The following is a 23,593-nucleotide window of genomic DNA, read 5'->3' as shown; positions in this document are numbered from 1 at the left end:
AGATCACCGATGGCAGGATCGGGGCATGGGATTGAACATAGTCGTCGGCGCCCTTGCCGATGCCGAGGACGACGACTACACCGAGATGGTCCGCGCTGACTTCCTCGCGATCGGCGAGCTGCTGGATCGTGCGGGAGCGCGGCAATGGACGGAGCCAGACCTGGATGAGGAGGAGGGCGCGGAGTTCGAGGCGTGGGGCTATTCGGGCTTGCACACCGTTCGCCGTCTCGCAGTCCACCTTGGCGCGTACGGGCGACTGCCCGAGCCGTTGGACAGGACCCAGCGGGCGACTGCCGACCCGCTCCTGAGCAAGGTGTACGAGGCTCTCCCGACTGACCCGCCAGGACCGTTCGACCACCTGGTCCATCATTCGGACTGCGAGGGCTATTACGTCCCCGTCGACTTCGCCCACGTCATCGTCGACGAGAAGGCACCGGGCGGCTACCTGGGCTCTTCGATGAGCCTGCTCGCGGAAACCCGTCGACTCGCTGAAGCCCTCGGTCTTCCGGAAGCCCTCGACCCGGACTCGGAAGAGGTCTCGGACGCCGTCGATGCCGAGGGCCCTGCCGCCGAGGGATGGCAGCGCTACCGCGTCGAGTCCTACGTGTGTCTCCAGCTCCTCCGCGCTGCGAAGCTCTCGGTCTCCACCGGCGCCGCCATCGCCTTCACCTGAGGAACACTTCATGGGGCAACGGCCAAGTCGATCTCGCTCCGCCTGGGGTCAGCCAGCAGTGCATGCGGACAGCAGTGTGTCCGTCCGGAGCCCCAGCTCGGGCGTCAGAGGTCCGTGGTCCCTTCGACCGCCAAGGCCACCGTGCCCCAGTCGGCGACGTCAGGCGCTCAGCGGTTCTCCGCGTCGGCCCCTCGGCTGGATTCGGGGCTGCTGTGTGCCTCCGAAGCCTCCCCGTCGACGGCTGTCGTGCCCTGGGAGGGCAGTACGGCCTTCTCGCCAGGGCGCGTGCTGATGATGCCGGCGGCAAGGAGGAGGACTGCCCCGGCATGGAAGGGGACGCGCAGGCCGAAGGCGTGGGCTGTGAAGCCGGCAGCTGCCGCCCCCAGTGCGGTGCCACTGCCGATGGCCATCTGAAAGACCATGGCGACACGCCCCAGCAGCCGGTCAGGAACGAGTGACTGGCGCAGTGATACGGCGGTGACGTTCCAGGCGATGTTCGCTGCCCCGTAGAAGGCAATACCCGTACCGGCGATCGGGCCTGAGGTTGCGGCACCTGTGACCACGGCGGCGACGGCAGTGGCCGCGGCGGTCCACGTGAGGATCCGGGGAATGCCGAAGCGTGCGGTGAGACGTGGTGTCGCCATGGCCCCCGCCACGCCGCGAGGGCGAAGGAAGCGATGAGCAGGGCGAAGCCCATGTTGCTCAGGCCGAGGGTCCGGCGGGCGTAGAGCACCAGGATGGCGGTCAGGCCTCCGTTGACGAGGTTGATGGCCCCCGATGTCAGGCAGAGCCGGCGCAGTACGGAGTGCCGCCACAGCCAGCGGACTCCTTCGGTCGTGTCGCGACGCACGATCGTCCACGTAGTCGATTCCGGCAGGGAAGAGGGCTGGAAGCTCCCACGGAGGATGAACACCAGCGCGGCAGCGGCGGCGAACGACACGGCGTCGACGGCGAACGGGAGGGCGACGGCGAAGCCGAACAGCAGGGCGCCCAGTGGCGTTCCCAGCAGGGTGTCGGCCGTCAGGGCACTGGCCTGCAGACGGGCGTTGGCCTGGGTGAGTGCGCCGGGCGCAACCAGCGCGGGGACCATGCCGGCCCAGGCGCCGGTGTGGAGCGTCCGACCGCAGCCGAGCAGGAAGGCGACGAGCGCCAGGAGCGGGACCGTCATGACGCCGGCCGCGACCGCCGCGGCGAGCATTCCGACGAGCAAGGCCTGGGCGGCGTCGACGAGCCACAGAATGCGACGCCGGTCGTAGCGGTCCGCCAGAAGGCCGGAAGGCAGGCTGAGAAGCAGCCAGGGCAGTTGCTCCGCCAGGGACACCATCGCGATGTGCCGAGGGTCTGCGGACAGTTGGGCCGCGAGGAGCGGCAGAGCAACGAAGCTCATGCCGTTGCCGAGGCTGGATACGGTGACCGAGGCCCACACCCGATTGAAGCCCGGCCCGAGCTGTGTGTGGGGCGTGCCCCTGCCAAATAACATGAACTAGACTCTGGTTCTGGTTTTGGTTCGTGTCAAGGAGTTGAGATGGCCGAGCAAGTCCGCACACCACAGCAGCAGCGCAGCCGGGAGAAGGTGGCCCTCATCCTTGAGGCGACGGCCACACTGCTGGAGACGACCTCCTACGAAGACCTTGGCACCAAGCTGATCGCTGCCGAGGCGGGAGTCTCAGTCGGCGTGCTCTACCGCTACTTCGCCGACAAGGAAGCGATCGTCGCCTCCCTGGTCCGGCGCTGGCTCGAGACGGACGTACAGATCATCGACCGGATCACCGAAGGGCCCTTGCCGGCGCGCTCGCAGGAACTGCTGGAGAAACTGCTCGCCGCCTACGCGGACCGCTTCCGCAAGGAGCCTGGCTACCGACGTGTCTGGTACCACGGGCCGTGCATCGACGGACTGCGTGCGTACGGGCGGGAGACGGATCTGCACATCGCCGAGGGCATGCACAAGGCGCTCGTCCGCGGATATGCAATGCCGGACACCGAGCAGTCCCGGCGCCGCGCTCGGCTCGCTGTGGAAGTCGGCGCCAAACTACTCGATCTCGCCTTCCGCGAGAGTGCCGAGGGGGACCACGAGATCCTCGCCGACGCCGCCCTCATGATGGACCGCTACCTCTTCGCACCGTCTGCCGACGCAGGGCGTCCCGAAGCCGTGTGAGGTGGCGGTGGAAGCTTCGATACGAAAGGTCAGGTCGGCCCGACCCAGTCCGGCGGCGGTCAACTCCTGTTCGCGCAGGGGGCTGAACCCGACGTCCAGTGTCGGGTAGTACGCGTCGGGCTGGATGCCGAGCTCGTGAGTGGAGTACTTGCCGAAACGGTCGGTGTGCTTGGCCAGGGAAGGCGATATGCGGGCCGGGCACAAAGGCGGTGATCTTCCACGACGCCCTGGACGTCAGGGAGATCGTGCGGCAGCATCCTCGCCGGGCCACGACCACCACGACCACCACGAGCGGCGGTAGGGCTCGATCCAGTTGCTCCCGATGGAGAGCCGAGCTGATTGCGGGCCGCCTCGACGGGCCGCCGCCAGAACTGCTGCTTGTTCATGAAGTCAGAGCCTGCCAACCGTCACTGATCGGGCCGTCCGGAGAAACCACGACGCTCCTGCCGAGTTCCGGACCGACCACACCTGACAGAATCCGATCTCCTGACGTCGACGATGGAGAAACAGCGTGCGTGGCTTGCCTGGCCTCATACGGGGAGTGACCGTGCTCCTCGTCGTATCCTCCGCAGCCGCAGGTTGCACCGGTGAGAAGACCGGAGCGGCGGGGGAGACGGCAGAGAAGGGGCGCGCGATGCTCACCTCCGCACAGCTCGCGGACGCCCTCTTGGACGGCAAGCACTCAGGCTTCGACGTCTTGCCCGAGCGAGAGGCTTTGCTGGAGGAGGTGGACGTCGTCACGGCATCCGATCCGGCCTGCCAGCCTCTTGCCGACCTGATGAGCGTCAAGCCCAAGCACCGACCCACCGGGACGGTTTGGGCGGCGCTTGTGGACAAGAACAAGACCACAGCCGGGAGCGTCGTGCTCTCCAGTTTCGCGACAGGCGAGGCGAAGGATTGGATGAGCGAACTGCAGGCGGCTCTTCCCACCTGCAGGAGCTTCTCGAACTCCTCGCAGCGTGGCTGGTCGGGCACAGTCACCCTCACGGCGCTGCAGGCCGCCGACGTGGGAGACGAGTCCCTCTCCTACTCCGCGACCGCCGACGACGCTCCCGGCAAGCGGCAGACCATGACTGTCGTGCGAACCGGTGGGTCGTTGGCCGTCTATCTCACCTCCTCGGACGCACAACAGGTCCCCGCCTCTCTCATGAAGCGTCAACACGAGCAGCTGGCGTCAGCCGGTTAGCGCACCCTTCGCGTGCCGCGTGCACCTTTCCAGGTCGCACCTTGGGCCTCATGGCCGTTGACTGCCGGAGCGGGCGGACTGCTCGTATGGATGTGCGAAGGGCTGGAGCGCGGCCGAGGCTCTCTCTGCCTGCGCGTCGGAGCCGAACGCCTGCTGCGGCAGGACGAAGGAGCCGCGGACGAAGTGACCCGGCAGGTGGCCCGGAGCGCAGGACGCGTACGGGCCTGACGCCGGGCGGTCCGGTGGAGCTCGGGGGCGGTCGGCACGCTCGCCTCCGTGCCGGTGCCCTGCATCTGAGAACAGGGCACCGGCACCGGCCATCGGAGAGGGGGGCTCATCGCGTACGCGGGGCGCTGGAACTTCACGGTCGCCCTCCTGGGCGGCACGGCCGGCACCGCGATCATGGTGTGGATCTTCGTGGCTCTCCTGCAAGTCCCCTCCGGCTACCGGGGGCTACCCGCCCATTCGGCAGTTCCTTCCACGGGCGACCCTCACCATCCCGTCGCCCGGCCCGCATCGGGCGGAGCTCACTGACCATCGCTGCGGTTCTGTGCCGCAGGCTGCCGTGGCCCGGGCTTCGAGTCACCGGTTCCAGATGCCTTCCGGTGCCATGAAGCGGGAGGTGGCGCCGGAGCCGAGATGGTCTGGCATCCGGGCGGCCGTGGGGAAAACCCGTTGGCTGTTGGTGTTCGCTGCTGGAACGATTCCGGGATGACCGAGCAGCGTGACGCAGTCCTGCGTCTGTGGGGGCGCCGGCTCTACGAGCGCCAGGGCGAGCCGCTTGCCTGGGCGGAGGCGGTCCTGGAGGCCACCGGTCGCCCGCCGGCCGCCGTCACCGAGGCGATGTCCGGCCGACTCGGCGCTCTCGCCGAATCCCCACCGGATCGTGCGTCGCTGCTGTTCCGTACCGTCGCCAAGCTGGCCGCGAACCTGCGCGGCGACGGTTGCTACGACGCGGACGTCGGCACCCGCATCGGCCCACTGGCCCTGCACCTGGGCGAACTCGAACCACCGCTCGCCGGCCCGCTCGGGGAGGCGCTCGGCCATCCGCCGGACGGGCCGACGTCCCTCGTCGCCGTCCACGCCGCCGAGTTGGGCGGCAACCGTACGATCCGGCGGCGGGCGATCGACGCCCTGCTGGAATGGGCCGAGGCCGGCCATCCGCAGGCCCGGGCGGCCCTGTCCGAGGTCGCCTCCGACCACCGGACGCAGGATGTCACCGTCTGGACCAAGGCCCTCAACCGGATCGCCCTGTTCGGCGACGCGAGCCTCGAGCCGGGCCTGCTGCGCGCGCTCGCCGATCCCGGGCACCGCGGGGTGCGGTGGTCGGCGCTCGCCTGTGCCGAACTCGGCTTCCGCCGGGCCGCTCCGCTGATCACCGCCCTGCTGGAGCATCCCGATCCGATGGTCCGCGAGGGTGCCTGTGAGGCGCTCGGCCTCCTTCGGGAACCGGCCGCCGTGCCCGCTCTGGCAGCCCGGCTCAACGACGAGACCGGCTGGGTACGCAGCAGGGCCGCCCGGGCGCTCGGCCAGATCGGCGGCGACCGGGCACGCGCCGTGCTCTGGCAGGCCGTGCTGGAATGCCGGAACCCGAAGGCCGGTCATCTCGCCTCCGCGATCGCCTCCTTCGGCCCGCCGGTGGTGGACGACCTGATCGCCCTCACCACCGTTCCCGACCCGGACCTGCGAGCACTGGCCTGCCGGGCTCTCGGCTCCACCGCCGACGGCCGGGCCCTGCCGGTACTGGAACACCTCGCCGCCCACGACCTCGCCAGAACCACCCTCGGCGGCCTCGTGGCAACCGCCGCCAAGCAAGGACTGCGGATCGCGCACCGTATGCGCGCGCACCACGGTCCGAGCGCGGAGGACGGGTCCGACGCGTTCGGAACGGCGTAGCGGAGCGCCGTCAGAAGGCCAGGGTCCAGTTGTCAGGGTGCCGCCCGGCCGCGTGCCGGGGGCCGGGGGCCTTGAGGGGGTGGGCCGGCCCGACCGGGAGTCCGGACCTTCGCGGTCGCCGTGACCGTCGTCCATGAATCCGCACATCGTAGAGGCCGTACGCCGTTGGTCCTCAGGGTCTGCCGAGGCGGGATTGGAGCCGGAACCTCATCTCGCCAACGACCCGGCACACGTCCTCGGTTTGCCCGGCCTCGTCGAGCAGCCCGAGGAGCACGATCAATGCACGCGCTTCGTCCTCGCTGATCAGCTTCAGGCGCGGCTCGGTTACTCCGTCGAGCAGCACGTCGAGGAGCTCCATGGTCTCGTCCATGCCAGCAACAACGTCGAACGGGCTTCCACGTCACTGTGGCTCATGTCCGACACTGCACGCTGAGGAGCGCTGTCGTACGTGTCCGGACCGACCGGGGTGCGTCCAACGCCACGGCGCACGGGCCGGGACCGATGGCGTGGCCACCGGTCCCGGCCCGTGTGGCCGGACGGCTCGTTACATCGGCTCGCTACATCGGCTCGGGGAAGATGTCGCTGATGCTCCAGGCGACGCTGAAGCAGGGGAAGACGGCGTCCGCCTCCTGCTCGATGTCCAGGGTCTGGAGCGCGAGGATCTGGCTCATGGGTGAACTCGCTTTCTTGCGTCGGGTTGTGTCGGTTGGTCACTGCTCACCTGGGCGCGGGCGGTGTTCGCCTTTGCGGCCAGGGGGTCTTGGGCAACTCGTCCCCGGTGCCCCGTCAGACGGTTGCCGGGATCGGGGGACGGGCGGGGTGCGTCTCCGGCAGGAGCGGGCCTGACAGGAGCCGGTGCAGGGCCAGGAGGACGCCGGCCCCGCCGTGGGACAGGTCGGCGGTGAAGCGCTGGGACCCCGCTCCCAGGAAGCGGACGCCGCGCCGGAACGGGACGGCGTACTTCTGCAGGCCGGTGGCGGCGCGTACGGCGTCCACGCGGGCGGCGTCCGTGCCGGTGTGCTCGGCGTATTCGGTCAGGGCCCAGGTCAGTCCCGCCAGTCCCCGGTACAGGCCCGCCTCCTTCGTGGCGCAGGAGACCCGGATCCCCGCTACCAGCCGGGGCAACGCCGCCGCGCAGCGCTCGTCGGGCGCGGTGGCCACGTAGCGGGTGAGGGCCGTGGCGACTCCGGCCGCGCCCGTGGCCAGGTACGGCATGGCGCGGGTGAGGCGTGCGGTGTCGGAGACGGACAGGGCGCCGTCGTCCAGCGGGAAGGTCCGGTCCAGCTCCTCGTGGAGCAGCAGGCGCCCCGCCTCCAGGAAGCGGGACTCGCCGGTGGCGCCTGCCAGGCGGTGGAGGAAGAGGGCGATCCCCGAGCGGCCGTGCAGCAGCCCGCGCGCGTCGTCCTCGCCGAGGGCGGCCGTCAGGTCCGAAGCGCGCAGCAGGTCCCGCCCCGCGGCGGCGGCCCGCTCCAGGTGGTTGCCGTCCCCGGTCAGCCGGTGCAGCGAGAGCCAGCCCCAGCCGACCCCCGCACGCCCGCCCGCCAGCGTGGCGCAGGCGGCGGTGAGCGGGTGGCCGTCGGCTTCGCCGAGCAGCTCGACGGCCTCGTCCAGCAGGCCGAGTCCGGCCAGCACCCGGGCGATGCCCGCCGAACCGACTATCAGCCCGGGAGGCAGCGCTCCGCGCAGCGCGAGCGCGTCGCGGCGCAGCCGTTCGCCGATCTCCGCCGGCACCGCGATGCCGGTGCGGTGCAGGGCGTGCACCACCCCGGCCGTGCCGTAGGCCAGGCACACGGTGTTGGTCCGGAACGCCTCGGCCGAGGGCGGGAAGGCCCACTCCGGCCGGTCGGCGTCGGCGGTCTCCAGCAGCCCCGCGGCCACGTTCCCGGCCAGCCGCGTGAGGCAGACGCGCGGATCGCCGTCCAGTTCGGCTCGGTCCTCCCGCGCCGGGCCCTCCGCCCGGTGGAAGGCGGTCGCCCGCTGCCACAGGTCCTGCGGCGGAGCCACCTCCGCCAGGTCGCGGCGCAGCAGTGCGAGATTGGCGGGCGCGTGCTCGGCCGTCTCGTTGAACGGTGCGAGGAAGGCGAGCGCGACCGCCGCCGCGCCGTACCGGTCGTGCAGCAGCGGATCGGTCTCGGTCCGGCGCAGGCCCGGCGGCGGCGTGAACCCCGGCGTACCCATCCCGGACGGGGCCGCGGACAGCGCCGTGGCCGCCTCGAAGTCCACCAGCCGGATCCCGCCCGACGGGGTGACCAGGATGTTGCCCAGGCTGAGGTCACCGAACCGGTAGCCGGCGGTGTGCAGCCGCCCGAGCGAGGCGTCCAGTCCGGCCAGCAGCCGCCGGCACGCCTCGTAGTACGCGGCCACGGTCGCGGCCGTACGGTCGGCGCGGGCCAGCGGGGAGGACCGGCTCAGCCAGCCCACCAGCGGCTGCCCCTCGACGTACTCGGTGACGAGGAAGTCGTTCTCCCACTCCGTGAAGTGGTCCAGCGGCTCCGGCCCCACCCCGGGGGCGGCCGCGTGCAGCACGCGCAGCACGTCGTACTCGTGCCGGAGCCGCTGCCGGGCGTCGCTCCCGTCGAAGACGAGCCCGTTGTGGGCGCGGGCCTCCTTGAGGAACACGGCGCGGCTGGTGCGCCGGTCCCGGGCCCGGTAGGCGCCGCCGGCGTTGCTCAGGCGCACCGCGCGGGTCACCTCGTAGTCGCGGATGAGGATCGGCCCCGCGTGCGGCTGCTCCTCCTCCTCGACGAAGGGGTCGGCTATTCCCGCGGGCAGGTGGAAGGCGGGCAGCCGCGGGTCCACGACCTCGCGGCCGGAGCCGTCCAGGATCAGCCCCTCCCGGGTGCCGTCGGCCCGGAGCCGGCTGCGGGCGCCGTCGAAGGAGCCGTAGCGGTAGTGGACCGTCCGCGAGTCGCGGAAACGCCGGTCGGTGAGGACGTACGGCCCCTCCTCCCCGTCGAGCGCGTCGCGCAGGCGCTCCAACAGCCGCCGGGCGGTCTCCGTGTCCGGAGGGTAGACGGTGCAGAACTTGCCCGCCTGGGCGCGTGCGGCGTGCTTGTGATGGAGGAACAGGAAGAAGAGCCGGGCGCTCAGATGCTTGAACGGCACGCCTTCGGAGAAGCAGATCCCGGCGACCGTGTCGAGCACGTGCTGCGCCCGGTCCAGCCGCGCCGACACGTGGATCTTCCAGCCTTGGTTGCCGAGCCCGCTCGGGCGCCGGCCACCCCAGACCGTCCAGATGCCCTGTGCGGAGCCGTGCATGCCCGCCGGCACCTCGCCGGGAGCGAAGCGCGGCCCGGGGTCGGCGGCGCTCGGCAGCGGCAGGTGGTACTCCCGGTCCGCGAGCGCCTCGCCGAAGCCTTCGAGCACGGGATCTCCTTACAGAGCGGGACGGTGGGCTGCCCCTACGGTCCCGTGCGCGGGCCCCCTGAACCGGCAGCTGTGGCGGCGGCTCTGCGGCGGCTTGCGACCGGGGCAGGATGCCGCCAGGTCGGCGGGGCGGGGAGCGTGAGCTCTGTCAGGGCCCGGTGACGGAGTGCGACCCCCGTCGCAGCCATGATGGCCGAGGCCGCACCCCGCAGCGGGCGCCTACCCAGCCGGGCGCGGCCGATGCGGAGAACGGGCGGTAGGGCGCAGGACCGGGGCCGCAGGCCGCTGCGGCTGCCTGTCGGTGCCGTTTGCGCGGCGCCGGGCGGGGCAGCCGCCCGTGCGTGGCAGCCGCCGAACAGCGCGGCTCCCGTCGAGCGAGGAGGACGGCCATGGACGAGCAGGGTGGCGCCGGGGGAGTGCCCTTGGAGGGCGGGGGACAGCAGGGCCGGCGCCGCAAGGCGCACGGCGACCGCCGCGACGACGCGGTGCGGACCGGCCGCGGCGGTGACGGGACCACGCCCGCGGCCGACACGGACGAAGCCAGCCGCCTGGACCGTCCGCAGCAGTCCGAGAAGCCGGGCGGGAAGCCGGGCGGGAAGGGGACGCGGTGGGTCGGTCCGCGCGATGAGTGATGCCGCAACCGCATCTGGGCAGGTGACAGGCGGGCGTGGCATGCTCAAGGTGTGATGGGCGATGCCGCACCCGTGGGTGAGGGCGCCGCACCCGAGGTGGTGGCGCTCGCCAGGGTGGTGGCCAGGCTCCGGTCGGAAGTCGTCGACCTGGAAGGCGTCGCCGCCACCACGGCCGTGGTCGAGCGGGCCAAGGGCGTACTCATGGCCAGGTCGGGGGTCTCCGCCGACGAGGCGTACGCGCTGCTCGTGGACCGGGCCGGCCGGCGCGGCAGCACCGTCCTGGAGGAGTGCTGGATCACGCTGGGGCGGCTCCAGGTGCGCAAGCCGGCGGGGACCGCGCAGATCTCCCTGCCCACGGTCCCGGTCACGGGCCCGAAAGACGAGCCGGGCACCTCGGCGTTCAGCCGCCGCCGCTATCTCGCCGGGCGCCGCGCCGGTGACGGCGAGCTGAACCGCCTGCTGGCGCGGGTCGCCGACGGCCTGGCCCTGGTCCACGGCGGCGACGACGTCGCGGGGCTGCTGGTGACCGCGCTGGGAGCGGCCACCGATGTGGACGCGGTGATGATCTACACCGTGGCCGCCGCCGGAAGCCTGGACCTGACCGGCAGTGCCGGAATCGACGAGGCGCTGGCCGAGCAGTGGCGCCACATCCCCCCGCTGAGCGGGGTCGCGGCCCTCGAAGCGATCGCCGGCCGCACTGCCCTCTGGCTGGAGGACCCCGATCAGGACGCCCGGCGCTACCTGCTGATCGGAGACCCGCCCGGACAGTGGCCGGCACGGGCCTGGATCCCCGTACCGGGCGACGGACGGCCGAAGGCGGCCATCGGCTTCCTGCGCACCCGGCCCGGCCCCTTCGCCGCCGACATACGGGCCCTCCTGCGCCAGGCCACCCGGTTGTGTGCGGGGCCCCTGGGGGCGCCCGAACAGCCCCGGGACGCCGAGGTCGGGGAAGCGGCCGGCGGCGACTACGCGGAGTCCGTCCAGCTGGTCCTGGACACCATGGCCGGACCCGCGACCCTGCTCACCCCGCTGCGCTCGGAGACGGGTGAGGTGGAGGACTACCGCATCGACGCCGCGGCGCCCGAGTCGGTGGACGTGGCCGGCCGGCGGGGCAAGGAGCTCGTGGGCCGCCGGATCCTGGAGACCTACCCCACCGTCGCGGGCACCGCCCTCTGGGAGGGGTACCTCGACGCGCTGACCACAGGAACCAGGTACGAGGGAGAACCCTTCACCTACGAGGAGGTCGTCGCCGGCGTCCCCCGGCAGTCCGTCTACTCGGTCCGGGCGTCCCGGCTCGGAGACCACCTGGTCGTGTCCTGGATCCGCCATGACACGAGCCAGCGCGAGGTCCGCCGGCTCGCCGACATGGAGCGCCTCGGCAACCTCGGCTGGGCGGGCTGGAACCTGGCCACCGACACCGTCACCTGGTCCGACCAGGTGTACGCGATCTTCGACCGCGATCCGGGCCGGGGGCCCATGACGCTGGAGGAACTCCCGGCCCACCTCGTCCCCGACGACCTTCCCCGGCTGGGCGCCGCCGTCGAACGGCTGCTGGGAGAGGGGGAGGCCATCGACCAGCCGTTCCGGATCACCACCGGGCGCGGAGTGCGGCACCTGCGGATCGTCGCCGAGGCCCAGACGGACGCCGACGGAACACCCGTCGAGGTGCACGGCTTCTTCCAGGACCTGACCGCACAGCACGACGTCGAACACGCCTTGCACGAGAGCGAGCGGTCCGTCCTCCTCCAGCGGGGCATGCTCCAGGCCGAACGCAAGCTCGCCGCAGCCCTCCAGGACACGCTGCTGCCGATCCCCGAACAGTCCCTGGAGCTGGCCGGCCTGTGCATCGACGTGACCTACGTCCCCGCCGACAGCGGGATCAACGTCGGCGGCGACTGGTACAGCGCCATCGAACTCCCCGACGAAAGCGCCCTGTTCGTCGTCGGGGACGTGGCAGGCCACGGGCTCGCCGCAGTCGGGACCATGGCCCAGCTCCGGTTCACGGCCAAGGGCATGGCCATCACCGGCTCGCCCCTGCCCGAGCTTCTCCGGCGCCTCAACTCCCTACTGCTGCACACGTCTTCGGACTCGTCGGGCAGCGCCACCGCCACCATGGTCATGGCCCGCTACCGGCCCCGGGACCGGCGGCTGCTCTGGGTGCGGGCGGGCCACCTGCCGCCCCTGCTGATCCGCGGCGACCGGGCGGAGTTCCTCGAACAGCCGCAGGGCCCCCTCCTCGGAGCGACCTTCGAAGCCTCCTACGAGCAGGCCGCCGTCGACCTGCTGCCCGGCGACCACCTCCTCTTCTACACCGACGGGCTCGTGGAGGAGCCGGGCGAGGACATCCAGACCTGCCTCGACCGCCTTGCGGAGACGGCCGTGCAGTTCCTCCGGGAGGGCCTCGGGGAGAACCTCGCCCCCACCCTCGCCGCGCTGTGCACGGCCCACCGCGACGACATCTGCGTCCTGCACGTCCACGTACCTGACGAGGAGGCTCCGTAGGGAGGAGGCCCGCGATGGCGCTGCCCTACGGGTGCGAAGAGGTCGAGGTGAACCCGATGCATTCGACGTCGATCTGATCGGCGAGTTCGGTCAGTACGCCCGCCAGGTCGTGGACGGTCCGCTCGTCACCGCGCATCTCTCCGGTGCTCTCCGACTCCAGCCAGTCGGCCGCGAGCCGACGCAGGAGGCCGGTGACGTGATCGGCGGGGATCAGCAGTGTGCCGTCATCCGCGGGTATCAGCGGTATCGACATCTGGATCATGGAACCATCTCCCGGAAAGCGCCTCCGTGTGCGTGCGTGCGGATCCGTGCCACCTGCTCCTGCCCCGATCCCGTTCCGGAATGCGGTGGCGGGCGGACCGGTGCGGCGGAGAGGTGTCCGGATCCACAAGTATCTTGACGTCAAGATTGATCTGGGGCAGGCTTCCGCTGGTATCTCGACATCGAGATACTTTCACGGGGGCTCGGAGGCCAGGGATGCGGCGGCGCGGTACGGGGATGCGGAAGGGTGCGCAGGAGCAGGAGCAGGAGCGCTCGGGGCAGGGGCGGCAGCCGCGACGGCCCGGCCTGGTGGCTCAGTTGAGACGGCCGCCGGGGGGCCGGGACGCCCGGATCATGCTGCTCGCCCAGCTCCTCGACCGCGCCGGTACGGGCATGTGGGCCGCCTCCTCGGTCCTCTACTTCACCTTCGTCCTCGGCCTGGACGCCGGCCGCATCGGCCTCATGCTGGGCGCCGCGGCCGTGGCGGGCATCGCCGGGTCGCCCCTGGCCGGACACCTGGCCGGACGGTTCCCCGTACGGTCCCTGCTGATCGGCTGTCACCTGCTGCGCCTCGGCACCCTCGGCGGCGTGCTCGTGGTCACCCGCTTCGACGTGCTCCTGCCCCTCGTCGCCGTCACCTACCTCGGCGACCGGGCGGCCAAGGCGCTGGAGATGCTCTTCGCCACACGGGTGGCGGGCGAGCGGCGCGGCACCTATCAGGCGCTGTCGCGCAGTACGGCGAACGCGGGCTACGCGGTGGGCGCGGGAATCGCCGCCGTCGGCCTCGCGCTCGGGACCCCGGAGGCCTACCGGGCGCTGATCCTGGCCAACGCGGTGTCGTTCCTCGCGGCCGCCGCGCTGGTCTGGCGCACCCGGGAGCCGCGAGCCGAGGGCCGGGTGGCCGCGGGCGCGGGGGATGCGGCGGCAGGGGACGCGGAGGCCGGGGACACGGAGAACGGCGGGGCAGGGAACCCCGGGCCCGCGCGGGCGGACCTTGCCCCCGGTCGGACGCGGACGCCGAGCCCGTGGCGGGACCGCGGATACCTGCGCTTCGTCCTGCTCGACATCGCGATGAACCTCGACGACTCGGTCCTGGCCGTCGGCCTGCCGCTCTGGCTGGTGGTCCACACCGACGCGCCCCACGCCCTGGTCCCGGCCTTCCTCGTCATCAACACCGTGCTGGTCGTCGTCCTCCAACTCCGCGTCTCGGCGCGGTTCGATCAGCCCCGGCAGGCCGCGGCGGCGGTCTCCGTGTACGGGCTGACGATGCTCGCGTGCTGCGTCCTGCTGGCCCTCAGCGCCGGGACCGGCACCCTGGTCGCCTCGGTGGCCCTGCTCGCCGCGGCGGTGCTGGTCACCGGGGCGGAGCTGCTGAGGTCGGTGAGTTCCTGGGAACTGGCCGTCTCGCTCGCCCCCGAGCAGGCGCGGGCCTCGTACCTGGGAGTGGCGGGCATGGCCATGTCCATCCAGAAGTCGGCCGGTCCGCTGCTCCTGACCGGCGCGGTCATGGCGGGCGGGCCCGTGGGCTGGCTGGCCCTCGGCGCGGGGATCGCGGCCCTGTCGGTGCTCCAGCGGCGCTCCGCGGTCCGCCGGCTGGACTCAGTCCTCGCCCCGCCCGTTCCCGCGGCGGCCTCGCCGTCGGCCACGCCCGCGGGCTGAAGGCGAGCGGCAGGCGCGCCCACGGGTGTGCGACCCCCTTACCGAACGGCCGTACCCGTGAGCGGGAGGAGGTGGCGCTCCAGGACCGCCGCCACGCCGTCCTGGTCGTTGCCGGCGGTGATCTCGTCGGCGACGGCCTTGAGGCTGTCGTGGGCGTTGGCCATCGCGACCGAGTGCCCCGCCCAGGCGAACATGGGGATGTCGTTGGGCATGTCACCGAAGGCGATGGTGCCTTCCGCCGTCACGCCCAAAGCCTCCGCGGCCAGGGCCAGGCCGGTCGCCTTCGACAGGCCGAGCGGGAGCAGCTCGACGCAGGTCGGGCCGGCCATGACCACCGTGACGAGGTCCCCCACCGCTTCGCGGGCGGCCTCGGTGAGCTCGTCGTCCGTCAGGTGCGGGTGCTGGATCTGGACCTTCCCGATCGGCCGGTCCCACAGCCGGGCGGCGTCGTGGACCCGCTCGATCCCCGTCGAGCCCATCGGCGGGACCGGGAACCCGGGGCCCACCAGGATGGGATCGGCCAGATCCAGCGGCATCACCGCCACCGACAGCGGGCCGGTACGGGCCTCGATCCGGGCCACCACGTGCGCCGCGAGCTCGCGGTCGAGGGGGACCGACGAGACGAGCGCGTCGCGCCCGGCGTCGTAGAGCTGGCCGCCCTGCCCGCAGACGGCGAGGCCCCGGTAGCCGATCTCGGCCAGCGTGGACCTGGTCCACTGGGCGACCCGCCCGGTCACCACCACGTGCCGGGCCCCGGCGGAGACGGCGGCGGCAAGGGCGGCCGTGGTGCGCGCCGAGACCGTGTGGTCGCTGCGCACGAGGGTGCCGTCGAGGTCGGTGGCGATCAACTGGTAAGGGAACTGGGGCATGGGAAGGTGCTCCTGCGTGGGTGTGGGGTGTGGGGTGTGGGGCGCGGGGGAAGCGCGGCGGGCGGGGGTGGGGGAAACGCGGCGGGGCCGCCGGCCGCACGCCGGGTGGGCGGACGGCCGGCGGCCCGGGAGGGCGCGGGGTCAGAGGGAGCCGTTGCCCTTGATCAGCTGCTGGTACCAGAAGAAGCTGTCCTTGCGGATGCGGCGGAGCTCCTTGAGGTCGAACTCGTCGCGGTCGACGTAGATGAAGCCGTAGCGCTTCGCCACGCCCTGGTGGGTGGAGATCAGGTCCATGGCGGACCAGGGGTGGTAGCCGATGACGTCGACCCCGTCCGAGACGGCGAGGCGCATCTGCTCGATGTGCGAGGCCAGGTAGGCGATGCGGTAGTCGTCGTGGATCTCGCCGTCCTCGACCGTGTCGTAGCCGCCCAGCCCGTTCTCGGTGACCATGATCGGCAGCCGGTAGCGGTCGTAGACGTCGCGCAGGGTGCTGCGGAAGCCGGCCGGGTCGATCTCCCAGCCGAACTCGGTGGTGGCCAGATGGGGGTTGGACACCGGGCGGAACACGCCCGCCTCGCCGGCCGAGAGCTGCTGGTCGCACACCCCGGAGTCGACGGCCTGGCCGTCCTCGGGGGCGGCCACGGTGGCGGTGGAGTAGTAGTTCAGCGCGAGGAAGTCCGCCTTGCCCGCCTTCAGGACCTCCGCGTCGCCCTCGGCGAACTCCGGCGCGATGCCGGCGGCGGTCAGCCAGGCCCAGGCCGTCGGGTTGTAGGCGCCGTGGACCGCCATGTCGAGGTACAGCCAGTTGCGGATGGCGTTGTAGTCGGATGCGGCGAGCACGTCCTCGGGCTTGCAGGACGCCGGGTAGACGACGGAGATGTTCGGGGCGGGGCCGATCTTGGCGGCCGGGAGCATGTCGTGGCACATCTTCGTCACGCGGGCCTGGGCCAGCATCATGTGGTGGTTCTGCTGGTAGAGCTCGCGCTTGGGGTTGTCGGTCGTGGTGCCCGCGGTGCCGATGGCGGCGCCGTGCAGGATCATCATGTTCTGCTCGTTGATGGTCAGCCAGTGCTTGACCTTGCTGCCGTACTCCTCGAACAGCACCTCGCAGTAGCGGGCGAAGGCGTCGATGGTCGAGCGGGAGGTCCAGCCGCCCTTGTCCTGGAGGGCCTGCGGCAGGTCGAAGTGGTAGACGGTGACGACCGGTTCGATCCCGTGCGCGAGGAGGGCGTCGAAGAGGCGGTGGTAGAAGGCGATGCCGTCCGGGTTCACCGCGCCGTCGCCGTCCGGGACGATCCGGGTCCAGGCGATGGAGAGGCGGTAGGCCTTCAGGCCCAGCTCGGAGAAGAGCTTCACGTCCTCCTCGAAGCGGTGGTAGTGGTCGGCGGCCACCTTGAAGTCCGTGGTGCCCTCGGGGTAGTTGCCGCGGGCGTCCTGGACGGACGGGCCCTTGCCGTCCGCGTCCCAGGCGCCTTCGACCTGGTAGGCGGAGGTCGCGGCGCCCCAGAGGAAGTCGGGGCGGAAGGCGGCGGGGGTCTTGTGGTCCATGTGCGGATCTCCTTCGGGGGTACGGGGCTTACGGGGACTACGGGGACTACGGGGTCGGGGGAGGTTCGGGCGGTACGGGGACCGGGGCGCGGGGCGCCGCGTGGCGGGCGGGGCGGCGCCCCGGGCGGGGACCTCAGCCCACCGGGGTGAGTGCGCGCTCCGGGCTGAGGGACAGGAGCACCGTGCTGTGCTCGACTTCGGAGTGCTCGGTGGTCCGCACGACGCCCGTGCCGGCCGCGTCGAGGACGATCACCATCGTGGTGGTGTCGTAGCCGGCCGCCTCGACCGCGGCCAGGTCGACCTCGCCGAGCGGGTCGCCGAGCCGGACCCGGTCGCCCTGCCGGACGGCGCTGGTGAAGTGCTCCCCGCCGAGCCGCACCGTGTCGATGCCGATGTGGACGAGGACCTCCACGCCCTCGGGGGAGCGGAGCCCGTAGGCGTGCGGCAGGACGCTGACGACCGTGCCGTCGATCGGGGCGTGGACCTCGCCGGAGGTCGGGGCGACGGCCGCGCCGTCCCCGAGGGTGCCGGACGCGAACACCGGGTCCCGCACGTCGGTCAGGGCGACGACCTTGCCCTCGACCGGGGCGGCGACCTCGAAGGCCTCGCCGGCGGTGACGTCGGCGCCGGCGGCCTCTTCAGAAGTCTCGGCGGGTTCGGCGGCTTCGGCGGCGTCCTCCGGGATGTCCTTGAAGCCCAGGGCCATGGTGAGGCCGAAGGACAGGGCGACGGCGACGCCGACACCGATCAGCTGGAGGGCGAAGCTGCCGACCTCCAGGTAGGCGGAGAGGGACAGCAGGCCCGGCATGATGTACGCGGTCGAGGCCGAGCCTCCCGCCGAGGCGATACCGCCGCCGACGGCGCCCGCGATGCAGGCGTAGACGAAGGGCTTCTTCAGGCGCAGGTTGACGCCGTAGACCGCGGGCTCGGTGATGCCGGCGAGGAAGCTGCTGACGGCTGCCGGTCCGGCGAGCTTCTTCAGGCTCTTGCTGCGGGTGCGGAGCATGACCGCCAGGACGGCTGCGCCCTGCGCGGCCGAAGCGGCGACCAGCGGGCCGTAGAGGAGGGAGTGCCCTTGGACGGCGAGGTCGTTGGCCATCATCGGGACCAGGCCCCAGTGGATGCCGAAGACGACCATGATCTGCCAGGTGCCGCCGAGGACGGCGCCGGCGACGGCCGGGCTGAGACCGAACAGCCAGCCGATCAGGCCGGAGGCTCCCTGGCCGGCCCAGTCCGAGGCCGGGCCGATGGTGAGCAGGGTCAGGGGGACCATGAGGAGGATCGTCAGCATCGGCGTGATGAAGTTGCGGATGCTGGACGGCAGCGCCTTGTCGAGGCCGCGCTCCACGAAGCTCTGCACGTATACGGCGAGGATGACCGGGATGACGGAAGAGGCGTACGCGACCATCACCATCGGGATGCCGAAGAAGGAGACCGGGTCGCCGGCCTCGTTCAGGGCGCCGATCGAGGGGTAGACCAGCGACCCCGCGATGGCCATGGCGGTCCACTGGTTGGCCCCGAACCGCTTGGCGGCGGTCACGGCCAGCAGCACCGGCAGGAAGAAGAACACGCCGTCACCGGCCGCGTTCAGGACGGTGAACTCCTGTGAGGTCTCGGCGACCAGGCCGACCTTGGTGACCAGCACGATCGTGGCCTTGAGCAGGCCCGCGCCGGCCAGCGTCCACAGGAACGGAGTGAAGATGCTGGAGATGACGTCGACCAGCCGCGTCAGCGGGTTGCCGCGCGGGGCCGAGGCGGTGGAGCCGGATCCCGAGCCCGAGCCCGAGCCCGAACCGCCCTTCGGTCGGGCCGTGTCGGCGCCGAGCCCGGAGATCCTGGTGATCTCGGCGTAGGCCTGGGCCACGTCGTTGCCGATGACCACTTGGAACTGACCGCCGCTCTCGACGACCGTGATGACGCCCGGGGCCGCTTCGACCGCGGCTCTGTCGGCCTTCGACGGATCCTTGAGGACGAAACGCAGCCGCGTGGCGCAATGCCCGAGGGACTCGACGTTCGAGATGCCGCCGACGCCTTCGAGGACGGCCGGAGCCGTCTTTCCGTAATCCACGATGAGTTCTCCCTGCATCGCGTGGTACCGAACCCGGAACGTCTTCGGTCCGAGGTCCCCTCAGTCTTGATCAGGTCAACGGAAGGTAAAGGATGCCGAAGGTCCCGAATGGGCCGACCTTTGTGCCCTTCGTGTTCCGACTCCTCAACGGGCTCTCTTCTCATGCCAGTTCGAGGTGTGGTGACATCGCCCGGATCGGGCCCTTCGGTCTTCCGGCAGGGGACTTTCAGTCCCTGTCCCCGGGCGGGGCACCGACGGAAGAGTGCACGGCGAGGGTCCGGTCCCGAGGCGCTGCCTCCCGGGCCCGGGACATCGCGGTCCCTCGCAGGGCCGATTCACCGAAGGGGAGGCCCCTCATGGGCTCCGTTCAGCGCAAACTCCTCGCCGTGGCCGCCGCGTGCGCGCTCGCCGCCACCACCGGGGCGGCCGCATCGGCCGACTCCACGTCAACGGCTCCGCCCTCGCGGGCGTCCGGGGCCGGTCCGCTGGACGGGATGCGGATCCTCATCTCCAACGACGACGGCATCCAGGCCGCCAAGCCCAGCCACTCCGACGGACTCGGCGCCTACGAGATGCGCCGCGCGCTCTGTGCCGCCGGAGCCGACGTCGTGGTCATGGCACCGTGGCAGGTGCAGAGCGGGCGCGGAACCGCCGTCACCAACCACGGAGTACTGACCGTCCAGCAGCGGGAGCGGATGCCCGCCGGCTACGAGAACGACTGCGCGGGCGCCCCCTCGGGCGCCCCGGTCTTCGGCGTCTGCCTGGCGGACGGCCCCTGCGGCCCCGACACGCCGAGCGCGACCCCGGCCGACACCGTCAAACTGGCCCTGCGCGGCGGACTCGCCGCCAAGGCGGGCTGGAGCGGTGCCCCCGACCTGGTGGTCACCGGCATCAACTCCGGGCTCAACGTGAGTTCTTCGGTCAACGACTCCGGCACCGTCGGAGCCGCCATCGCCGCCATCGACATCGGCGTCCCGGCCGTGGCCTTCAGCGCCTCCGCGAACGCGGACATGAGCGCGCACCCCGTGGAGAACTACCGGGCCACCGCCCGGTTCGGCGCGAAGTTCCTCGCCGGACTGAAGGAACACCGGCTGCTCACCGACGCGTTCGCCCTCAAGGTGGACTACCCCGACATCAGCACCGGCGCGCAGGCCCGGCCGCCCGTCTGGACCCGGGTCGGATCCGGCGCGTACGCCTACCACGGCTACGTGCGGAAGGCCGGCGGGGACGGCTTCGACATCGCCCTCGGCGACTGCGCGTCGGCGAACCCCGGCAGCGCGGAATGCGTGGAAGGCCGCCCGGACGCCGACTCCACGGCAGCCCTCGGCGGGGCCGTCTCGGTCACCGCCGTCACCTCCGACCGTACGTACGGCACCGCCGTCGACGCGAAGAAGCAGCTGAAGAAGACCGAGCAGTACGTGAAGAAGTCCGCTCCCCGATCCTGAGCCCCACCGCGAGCAGCAAGTCGGAAGCTGCAATGCGCAGTTACGAGTCACGAGAACGGAACGCCCCATGAAGATCGTCATCGCGCGGGACTACGCGGACCTCAGCCGCACCGCCGCCGACATCGTCCTCGGCGAGATGCTGCACGACCGGCGGGTCAACATGGCCCTCACCGCGGGCGCGAGCCCCGTGGGCACGTACGAGATCGTCACAGAGCGGCTGCGCGCGAACCCCGAGGTCATCTCCGACGTGCACTTCTACACCTTCGACGAGATGCCGCTCGCCGGGAGGGAACGGGGAGTGACCCTCTCGGCGCTGTACGAGCACCTCTACGGGCCCGGTGGAGTGCCGGAGGCCAACATCCACCCGATCACGGTCGCCGACCACGCGTCCGTGGCCCGGGAACTGCACGGGAACGGCGGGCTGGACCTCATGCTCATCGGGCTCGGCGCGGACGGCCACTTCTGCGGCAACATGCCGTACGCGACGCGCTTCGACCAGGAGACCTACACCTACGAGTTCAAGGACTCCTATCCCTGGTACGAGGACGCCCTGCGGCTGCTGCCCGATCCCACGGAGGTCCCCTCGCACGTGGTGACGATGGGGGCGGCCCTGCTCGCCAAGGTACGGCGGCTGGTGCTGATCGTGAGCGGAGCCGCCAAGGCGGATGCCCTCGCCGGCATGCTGGAGCGGGAGATCTCCACCGACTTCCCGGCCTCGATCCTGCGCACGCACCCCAACCTCCTCGTCGTCGCGGACCGGGAGGCGGCGTCGAGGCTGGGCTGACCCGGGTGCGGTGGCGAGGGGCGGATCCCGGGCGGTCCGGGGTCCGCCCCTCGTGCCCCTTTCAGAACCAGGTGAGGGTGAGGGGGAAGGTGGTGGTGGCGGTGGTCGGGGTGGTGTCGGTGGCGGTGGCGGTGATCTGGAGGGTTCCGGTGGCCCAGGGTTTGCCGGTGATGCGGCCGGTGTTGGCGTCGAGGGTCAGGCCCCAGGGGAGTCCGGTGGCGGTGTAGCGGACGGGGGGTTTCGCGCCGGTGGTGGTGAGCTGGATGGTGCAGTTCTGGTTGAACTTGCAGCTCTGCGGGCCCGGGTTGACCAGCTTCAGCGCGGCCGAGGTCGGAGTGGGCGTCGGCGTAGGGGTCGGGGTGGGTGTCGGCGTCGGTGTGCCGCCGCAGCCCGGTGTGGCCTCCGGGGGCAGCGGAACGCGCCAGATCTGGGTGTCGTTCTCCGAACCGACGAGCAGGCTGGTGCAGTCGAGGTACGTCACCGTCTCGCCCTGCGACTGGGCGGGCAGCGCCACGTCGGCGAGCTTGGTGCCCGCTGTGTCGTACACCGAGGCCGTGTTGGCCCCGATCGGACCGCCGCTGCGCAGGGTGTACGAGGCTCCCGAGGGGGAGAACGCGCCGTCGGTGGCGAAGACCGGTCCCGGCCGGACGGCGGTCAGGGTGTTCAGCTGTCCGGGGATCGGCGACAGCGGCGCCTGGTACAACTGGCCTGCCGCTCCGATGAGTTTGCTCGCGATGTGGATCCGGCCGGTGATCGGGTCGGCGAGCAGGGATTCGGCGTCGTGCTTCCCGTCGGGGTAGGCGAAGCGGTACGTCACGGGTGTCACCGAGGCGTTGGCGAGCTGGTCGGGCTCGGTGAAGGAGTACACGGTGATCTCGGCGCGGCTGCCGAAGTTGTCTCCGATGTCGCCGACCAGGATCGCGGGACGGCCCGAGGAGTCCTTGCCGATGGCCAGCCCCTCCCAGTCGGTGTTGCCGACCCCCGAGACGGTGTACGTGGCCTTGAGCTGGCCGGTGGCGCCGTTGCAGTCGATGGCGAAGACCTGGTTGGTGTTGCCGCTGTCGTTGACGGCGTAGAAGACGCCGGGGTGTTTGCGGCTCATGGCGAGCCCGCTGAGCTCGGCCAGTCCGCCGGGCAGGGTGCACGTGCGCTCGGGAGCAGCGGCGGTGACCGCGCCGGACAGGGGTGCGGACAGGGGCGTCAGGACGGCTGCGTCGGCGGACCCGGCGGCGGGTCCGGTCAGCCAGGCCGCAGCCGGCAGTGCCGTGGCGAGGACCGCGGTGGCGAGGGCGGCTGCGCGCGGGGGTGTGAGGAGTAGTCGTAACATGCCCACCATGTGAGGGGGAGTCAGGTTTCGCCGCCAGGGGCGATCGGCGTCCGTTTGAGCATCGGTCAATGCCGGCCGGGCATGCCCGGCCGTCCGGAGGGGCCGCTGGCCGGCCCGCCCGGACCGGTGGGAGCGGACCGGCCCGCGCGGTCATCGGGAGGGCTCGCGTACGGGGGCCTTGTGCCGGGAGTGCGCGATGAAGGCGCGGGCCGCGCGGCTCAGCGGCCGGCGGGCGTGCGCGATGCCCACAGGGCGCAGCAGGGGCGGGGTGAAGGAACGTACCTCCGCACGGCTGCCGAAGGCCCGGGCGACCACGTCGCGGTACCAGATCAGGGAGCCCCGGCCGTCGGTCACCCCGGTCACCCAGCCGAGGCGTTCGTCCACCTCCATGCAGGGCACCGGCCGTACGCCCAGACAGCTGAACATGGCCTCCATCTCGGTACGCCGGCCGGTACCGGGTGTGGGCAGCACCATCGGGAGCCCGTCGAGCGAGCGGAGCGGCAGCGGGTCGGGCAGTGCGGACCCGACGGGGGAGATGAGCACCACCTCGCGCTCCTGGATGAAGTGCGTGGAGAGGTCCTGGTCGAGGGGGAGGTCGACGAGGGCCAACTCCGCCCGACCCTGGGTGAGTTCCTGGACCACTGCCTCGCGGCTGTCGTGCTGGTGGAGTCTGACGTCGAGGCCGGGGTGCCGGTCCGTGAAGGTGCGTATGAGCTCGGAGGCCAGGTCGAGGGCCAGGGTGGGGGTGGTGACCAGGGAGAGGGCGGCCCTGGCGCCCAGTCCGTGGGGGGTGCCGATGTCGTCGATGGCCTCCACCGCGTCGAGCACGGTGCGGGCCAGCCGGACGACCCGGGCCCCTTCCGGCGTGAGGTCCACCCCCCTTCCCCGGCGGGCGAGGAGATCGACCCCGAGGTCGCGTTCCATGGCCTGGACGGCTCGGGACAGGGCGGACTGGGCGACGAAGACGGAGGCGGCCGCGCCGGTGATCGAACGGCAGTCGGCGACGGCGACGAGGTAGCGAAGCTGGGCGAGGGTGGGGGTCATGACCGGACGGTAACCGGGCAAGGGTGTACCTGTAAGACCGCGTAGGGTGAACAACCGTCAGACTTCGCAAAGGTGTTCATGCCGGACCGGCGGCATCTCATACCCATGCGGCATGAGCCCGTGCCGGTGCGGAACCCCGGCCGGTGTTCCGACGGTGGATGGCCCCGGGCGCAACACC

Annotated in this window: 17 protein-coding genes and 1 pseudogene; 9 read left to right on the top strand and 9 right to left on the bottom strand. The window is 71.7% G+C overall.

Going from position 1 to position 23,593, the window contains the following annotated elements; genetic code table 11:
* Positions 1–25: 25 nt before the first annotated feature.
* The gene (locus ACZ60J_RS03095) at positions 26–673 is read left to right on the top strand and encodes a hypothetical protein (protein WP_469678535.1); all 648 of its coding nucleotides are present in this window, start codon (positions 26–28) and stop codon (positions 671–673) included.
* A 167-nt stretch (positions 674–840) separates the two neighbouring features.
* Here the strand turns inward: ACZ60J_RS03095 and ACZ60J_RS03090 are convergent.
* Positions 841–2,153, bottom strand: a pseudogene (locus ACZ60J_RS03090) (MFS transporter).
* Between the two features lie 45 nt (positions 2,154–2,198).
* Here ACZ60J_RS03090 and ACZ60J_RS03085 point away from each other — a divergent pair.
* The 3 genes from ACZ60J_RS03085 (at position 2,199) to ACZ60J_RS03075 (ending at position 5,910) form a co-directional block, all read left to right on the top strand.
* On the top strand, positions 2,199–2,828 hold the full coding sequence (locus ACZ60J_RS03085; RefSeq protein ID WP_469678533.1) for a TetR/AcrR family transcriptional regulator: 630 nt from the start codon (positions 2,199–2,201) through the stop codon (positions 2,826–2,828).
* A 547-nt stretch (positions 2,829–3,375) separates the two neighbouring features.
* Entirely contained in the window at positions 3,376–4,014 is a 639-nt protein-coding gene (locus ACZ60J_RS03080) for a hypothetical protein (protein ID WP_469678531.1), read from the top strand.
* Between the two features lie 711 nt (positions 4,015–4,725).
* Positions 4,726–5,910, top strand: coding sequence for a HEAT repeat domain-containing protein (locus ACZ60J_RS03075; protein WP_469678529.1), 1,185 nt, complete (start codon positions 4,726–4,728; stop codon positions 5,908–5,910).
* Positions 5,911–6,082: 172 nt separating this feature from the next.
* Here the strand turns inward: ACZ60J_RS03075 and ACZ60J_RS03070 are convergent, their stop codons facing one another.
* Complete coding sequence (locus tag ACZ60J_RS03070; RefSeq protein WP_469678527.1) at positions 6,083–6,280, bottom strand: hypothetical protein; 198 nt, start codon at positions 6,278–6,280, stop codon at positions 6,083–6,085.
* 416 nt (positions 6,281–6,696) lie between these two features.
* Positions 6,697–9,276 carry a class III lanthionine synthetase LanKC gene (gene lanKC, locus ACZ60J_RS03065; RefSeq protein WP_469678525.1) on the bottom strand — a complete coding sequence of 860 codons (2,580 nt, stop codon included), beginning with the start codon at positions 9,274–9,276 and terminating at the stop codon, positions 6,697–6,699.
* Between the two features lie 389 nt (positions 9,277–9,665).
* Between lanKC and ACZ60J_RS03060 the strand changes: the two genes are divergently transcribed.
* Together ACZ60J_RS03060 and ACZ60J_RS03055 are read left to right on the top strand one after the other, a co-directional pair.
* Positions 9,666–9,908, top strand: a complete 243-nt coding sequence (locus tag ACZ60J_RS03060) for a hypothetical protein (protein WP_469678523.1) — start codon at positions 9,666–9,668, stop codon at positions 9,906–9,908.
* A gap of 54 nt (positions 9,909–9,962) precedes the next feature.
* On the top strand, positions 9,963–12,410 hold the full coding sequence (locus tag ACZ60J_RS03055; RefSeq protein WP_469678521.1) for a SpoIIE family protein phosphatase: 2,448 nt from the start codon (positions 9,963–9,965) through the stop codon (positions 12,408–12,410).
* Positions 12,411–12,435: 25 nt separating this feature from the next.
* Here ACZ60J_RS03055 and ACZ60J_RS03050 read toward each other — a convergent pair whose 3' ends face one another.
* Positions 12,436–12,672: a DUF6213 family protein gene (locus ACZ60J_RS03050; RefSeq protein WP_469678519.1), complete on the bottom strand. Its 237-nt coding sequence runs from the start codon at positions 12,670–12,672 to the stop codon at positions 12,436–12,438.
* 236 nt (positions 12,673–12,908) lie between these two features.
* Between ACZ60J_RS03050 and ACZ60J_RS03045 the strand changes: the two genes are divergently transcribed.
* Positions 12,909–14,330 carry an MFS transporter gene (locus ACZ60J_RS03045; RefSeq protein ID WP_469678517.1) on the top strand — a complete coding sequence of 474 codons (1,422 nt, stop codon included), beginning with the start codon at positions 12,909–12,911 and terminating at the stop codon, positions 14,328–14,330.
* A 38-nt stretch (positions 14,331–14,368) separates the two neighbouring features.
* Here ACZ60J_RS03045 and ACZ60J_RS03040 read toward each other — a convergent pair whose 3' ends face one another.
* The 3 genes from ACZ60J_RS03040 to ACZ60J_RS03030 all read right to left on the bottom strand — a co-directional run bounded on the left by ACZ60J_RS03040 (position 14,369) and on the right by ACZ60J_RS03030 (position 18,815).
* Positions 14,369–15,199, bottom strand: a complete 831-nt coding sequence (locus tag ACZ60J_RS03040) for an HAD family hydrolase (protein ID WP_469678515.1) — start codon at positions 15,197–15,199, stop codon at positions 14,369–14,371.
* A gap of 141 nt (positions 15,200–15,340) precedes the next feature.
* Entirely contained in the window at positions 15,341–16,747 is a 1,407-nt protein-coding gene (locus tag ACZ60J_RS03035) for a glycoside hydrolase family 1 protein (RefSeq protein ID WP_469678513.1), read from the bottom strand.
* Positions 16,748–16,880: 133 nt separating this feature from the next.
* The gene (locus ACZ60J_RS03030; RefSeq protein WP_469678511.1) at positions 16,881–18,815 is read right to left on the bottom strand and encodes a beta-glucoside-specific PTS transporter subunit IIABC; all 1,935 of its coding nucleotides are present in this window, start codon (positions 18,813–18,815) and stop codon (positions 16,881–16,883) included.
* Between the two features lie 356 nt (positions 18,816–19,171).
* Between ACZ60J_RS03030 and surE the strand changes: the two genes are divergently transcribed.
* Entirely contained in the window at positions 19,172–20,260 is a 1,089-nt protein-coding gene (gene surE, locus ACZ60J_RS03025) for a 5'/3'-nucleotidase SurE (protein WP_469678509.1), read from the top strand.
* A gap of 67 nt (positions 20,261–20,327) precedes the next feature.
* Complete coding sequence (locus ACZ60J_RS03020; RefSeq protein ID WP_469678507.1) at positions 20,328–21,044, top strand: 6-phosphogluconolactonase; 717 nt, start codon at positions 20,328–20,330, stop codon at positions 21,042–21,044.
* Positions 21,045–21,105: 61 nt separating this feature from the next.
* On the opposite strand, the gene ACZ60J_RS03015 is transcribed toward ACZ60J_RS03020, so the two are convergent.
* Both ACZ60J_RS03015 and ACZ60J_RS03010 read right to left on the bottom strand, forming a co-directional pair.
* Positions 21,106–22,371 carry a putative Ig domain-containing protein gene (locus ACZ60J_RS03015; protein ID WP_469678505.1) on the bottom strand — a complete coding sequence of 422 codons (1,266 nt, stop codon included), beginning with the start codon at positions 22,369–22,371 and terminating at the stop codon, positions 21,106–21,108.
* 150 nt (positions 22,372–22,521) lie between these two features.
* The gene (locus tag ACZ60J_RS03010) at positions 22,522–23,415 is read right to left on the bottom strand and encodes a LysR family transcriptional regulator (RefSeq protein ID WP_469678503.1); all 894 of its coding nucleotides are present in this window, start codon (positions 23,413–23,415) and stop codon (positions 22,522–22,524) included.
* Between the last annotated feature and the right edge of the window lie 178 nt (positions 23,416–23,593).

The sequence above is a fragment of the Streptomyces sp. NPDC104226 genome (assembly GCF_055584085.1).
Note: the sequence above shows the minus strand (reverse complement) of the source record. Positions and strands in the feature narration are given on the sequence as shown.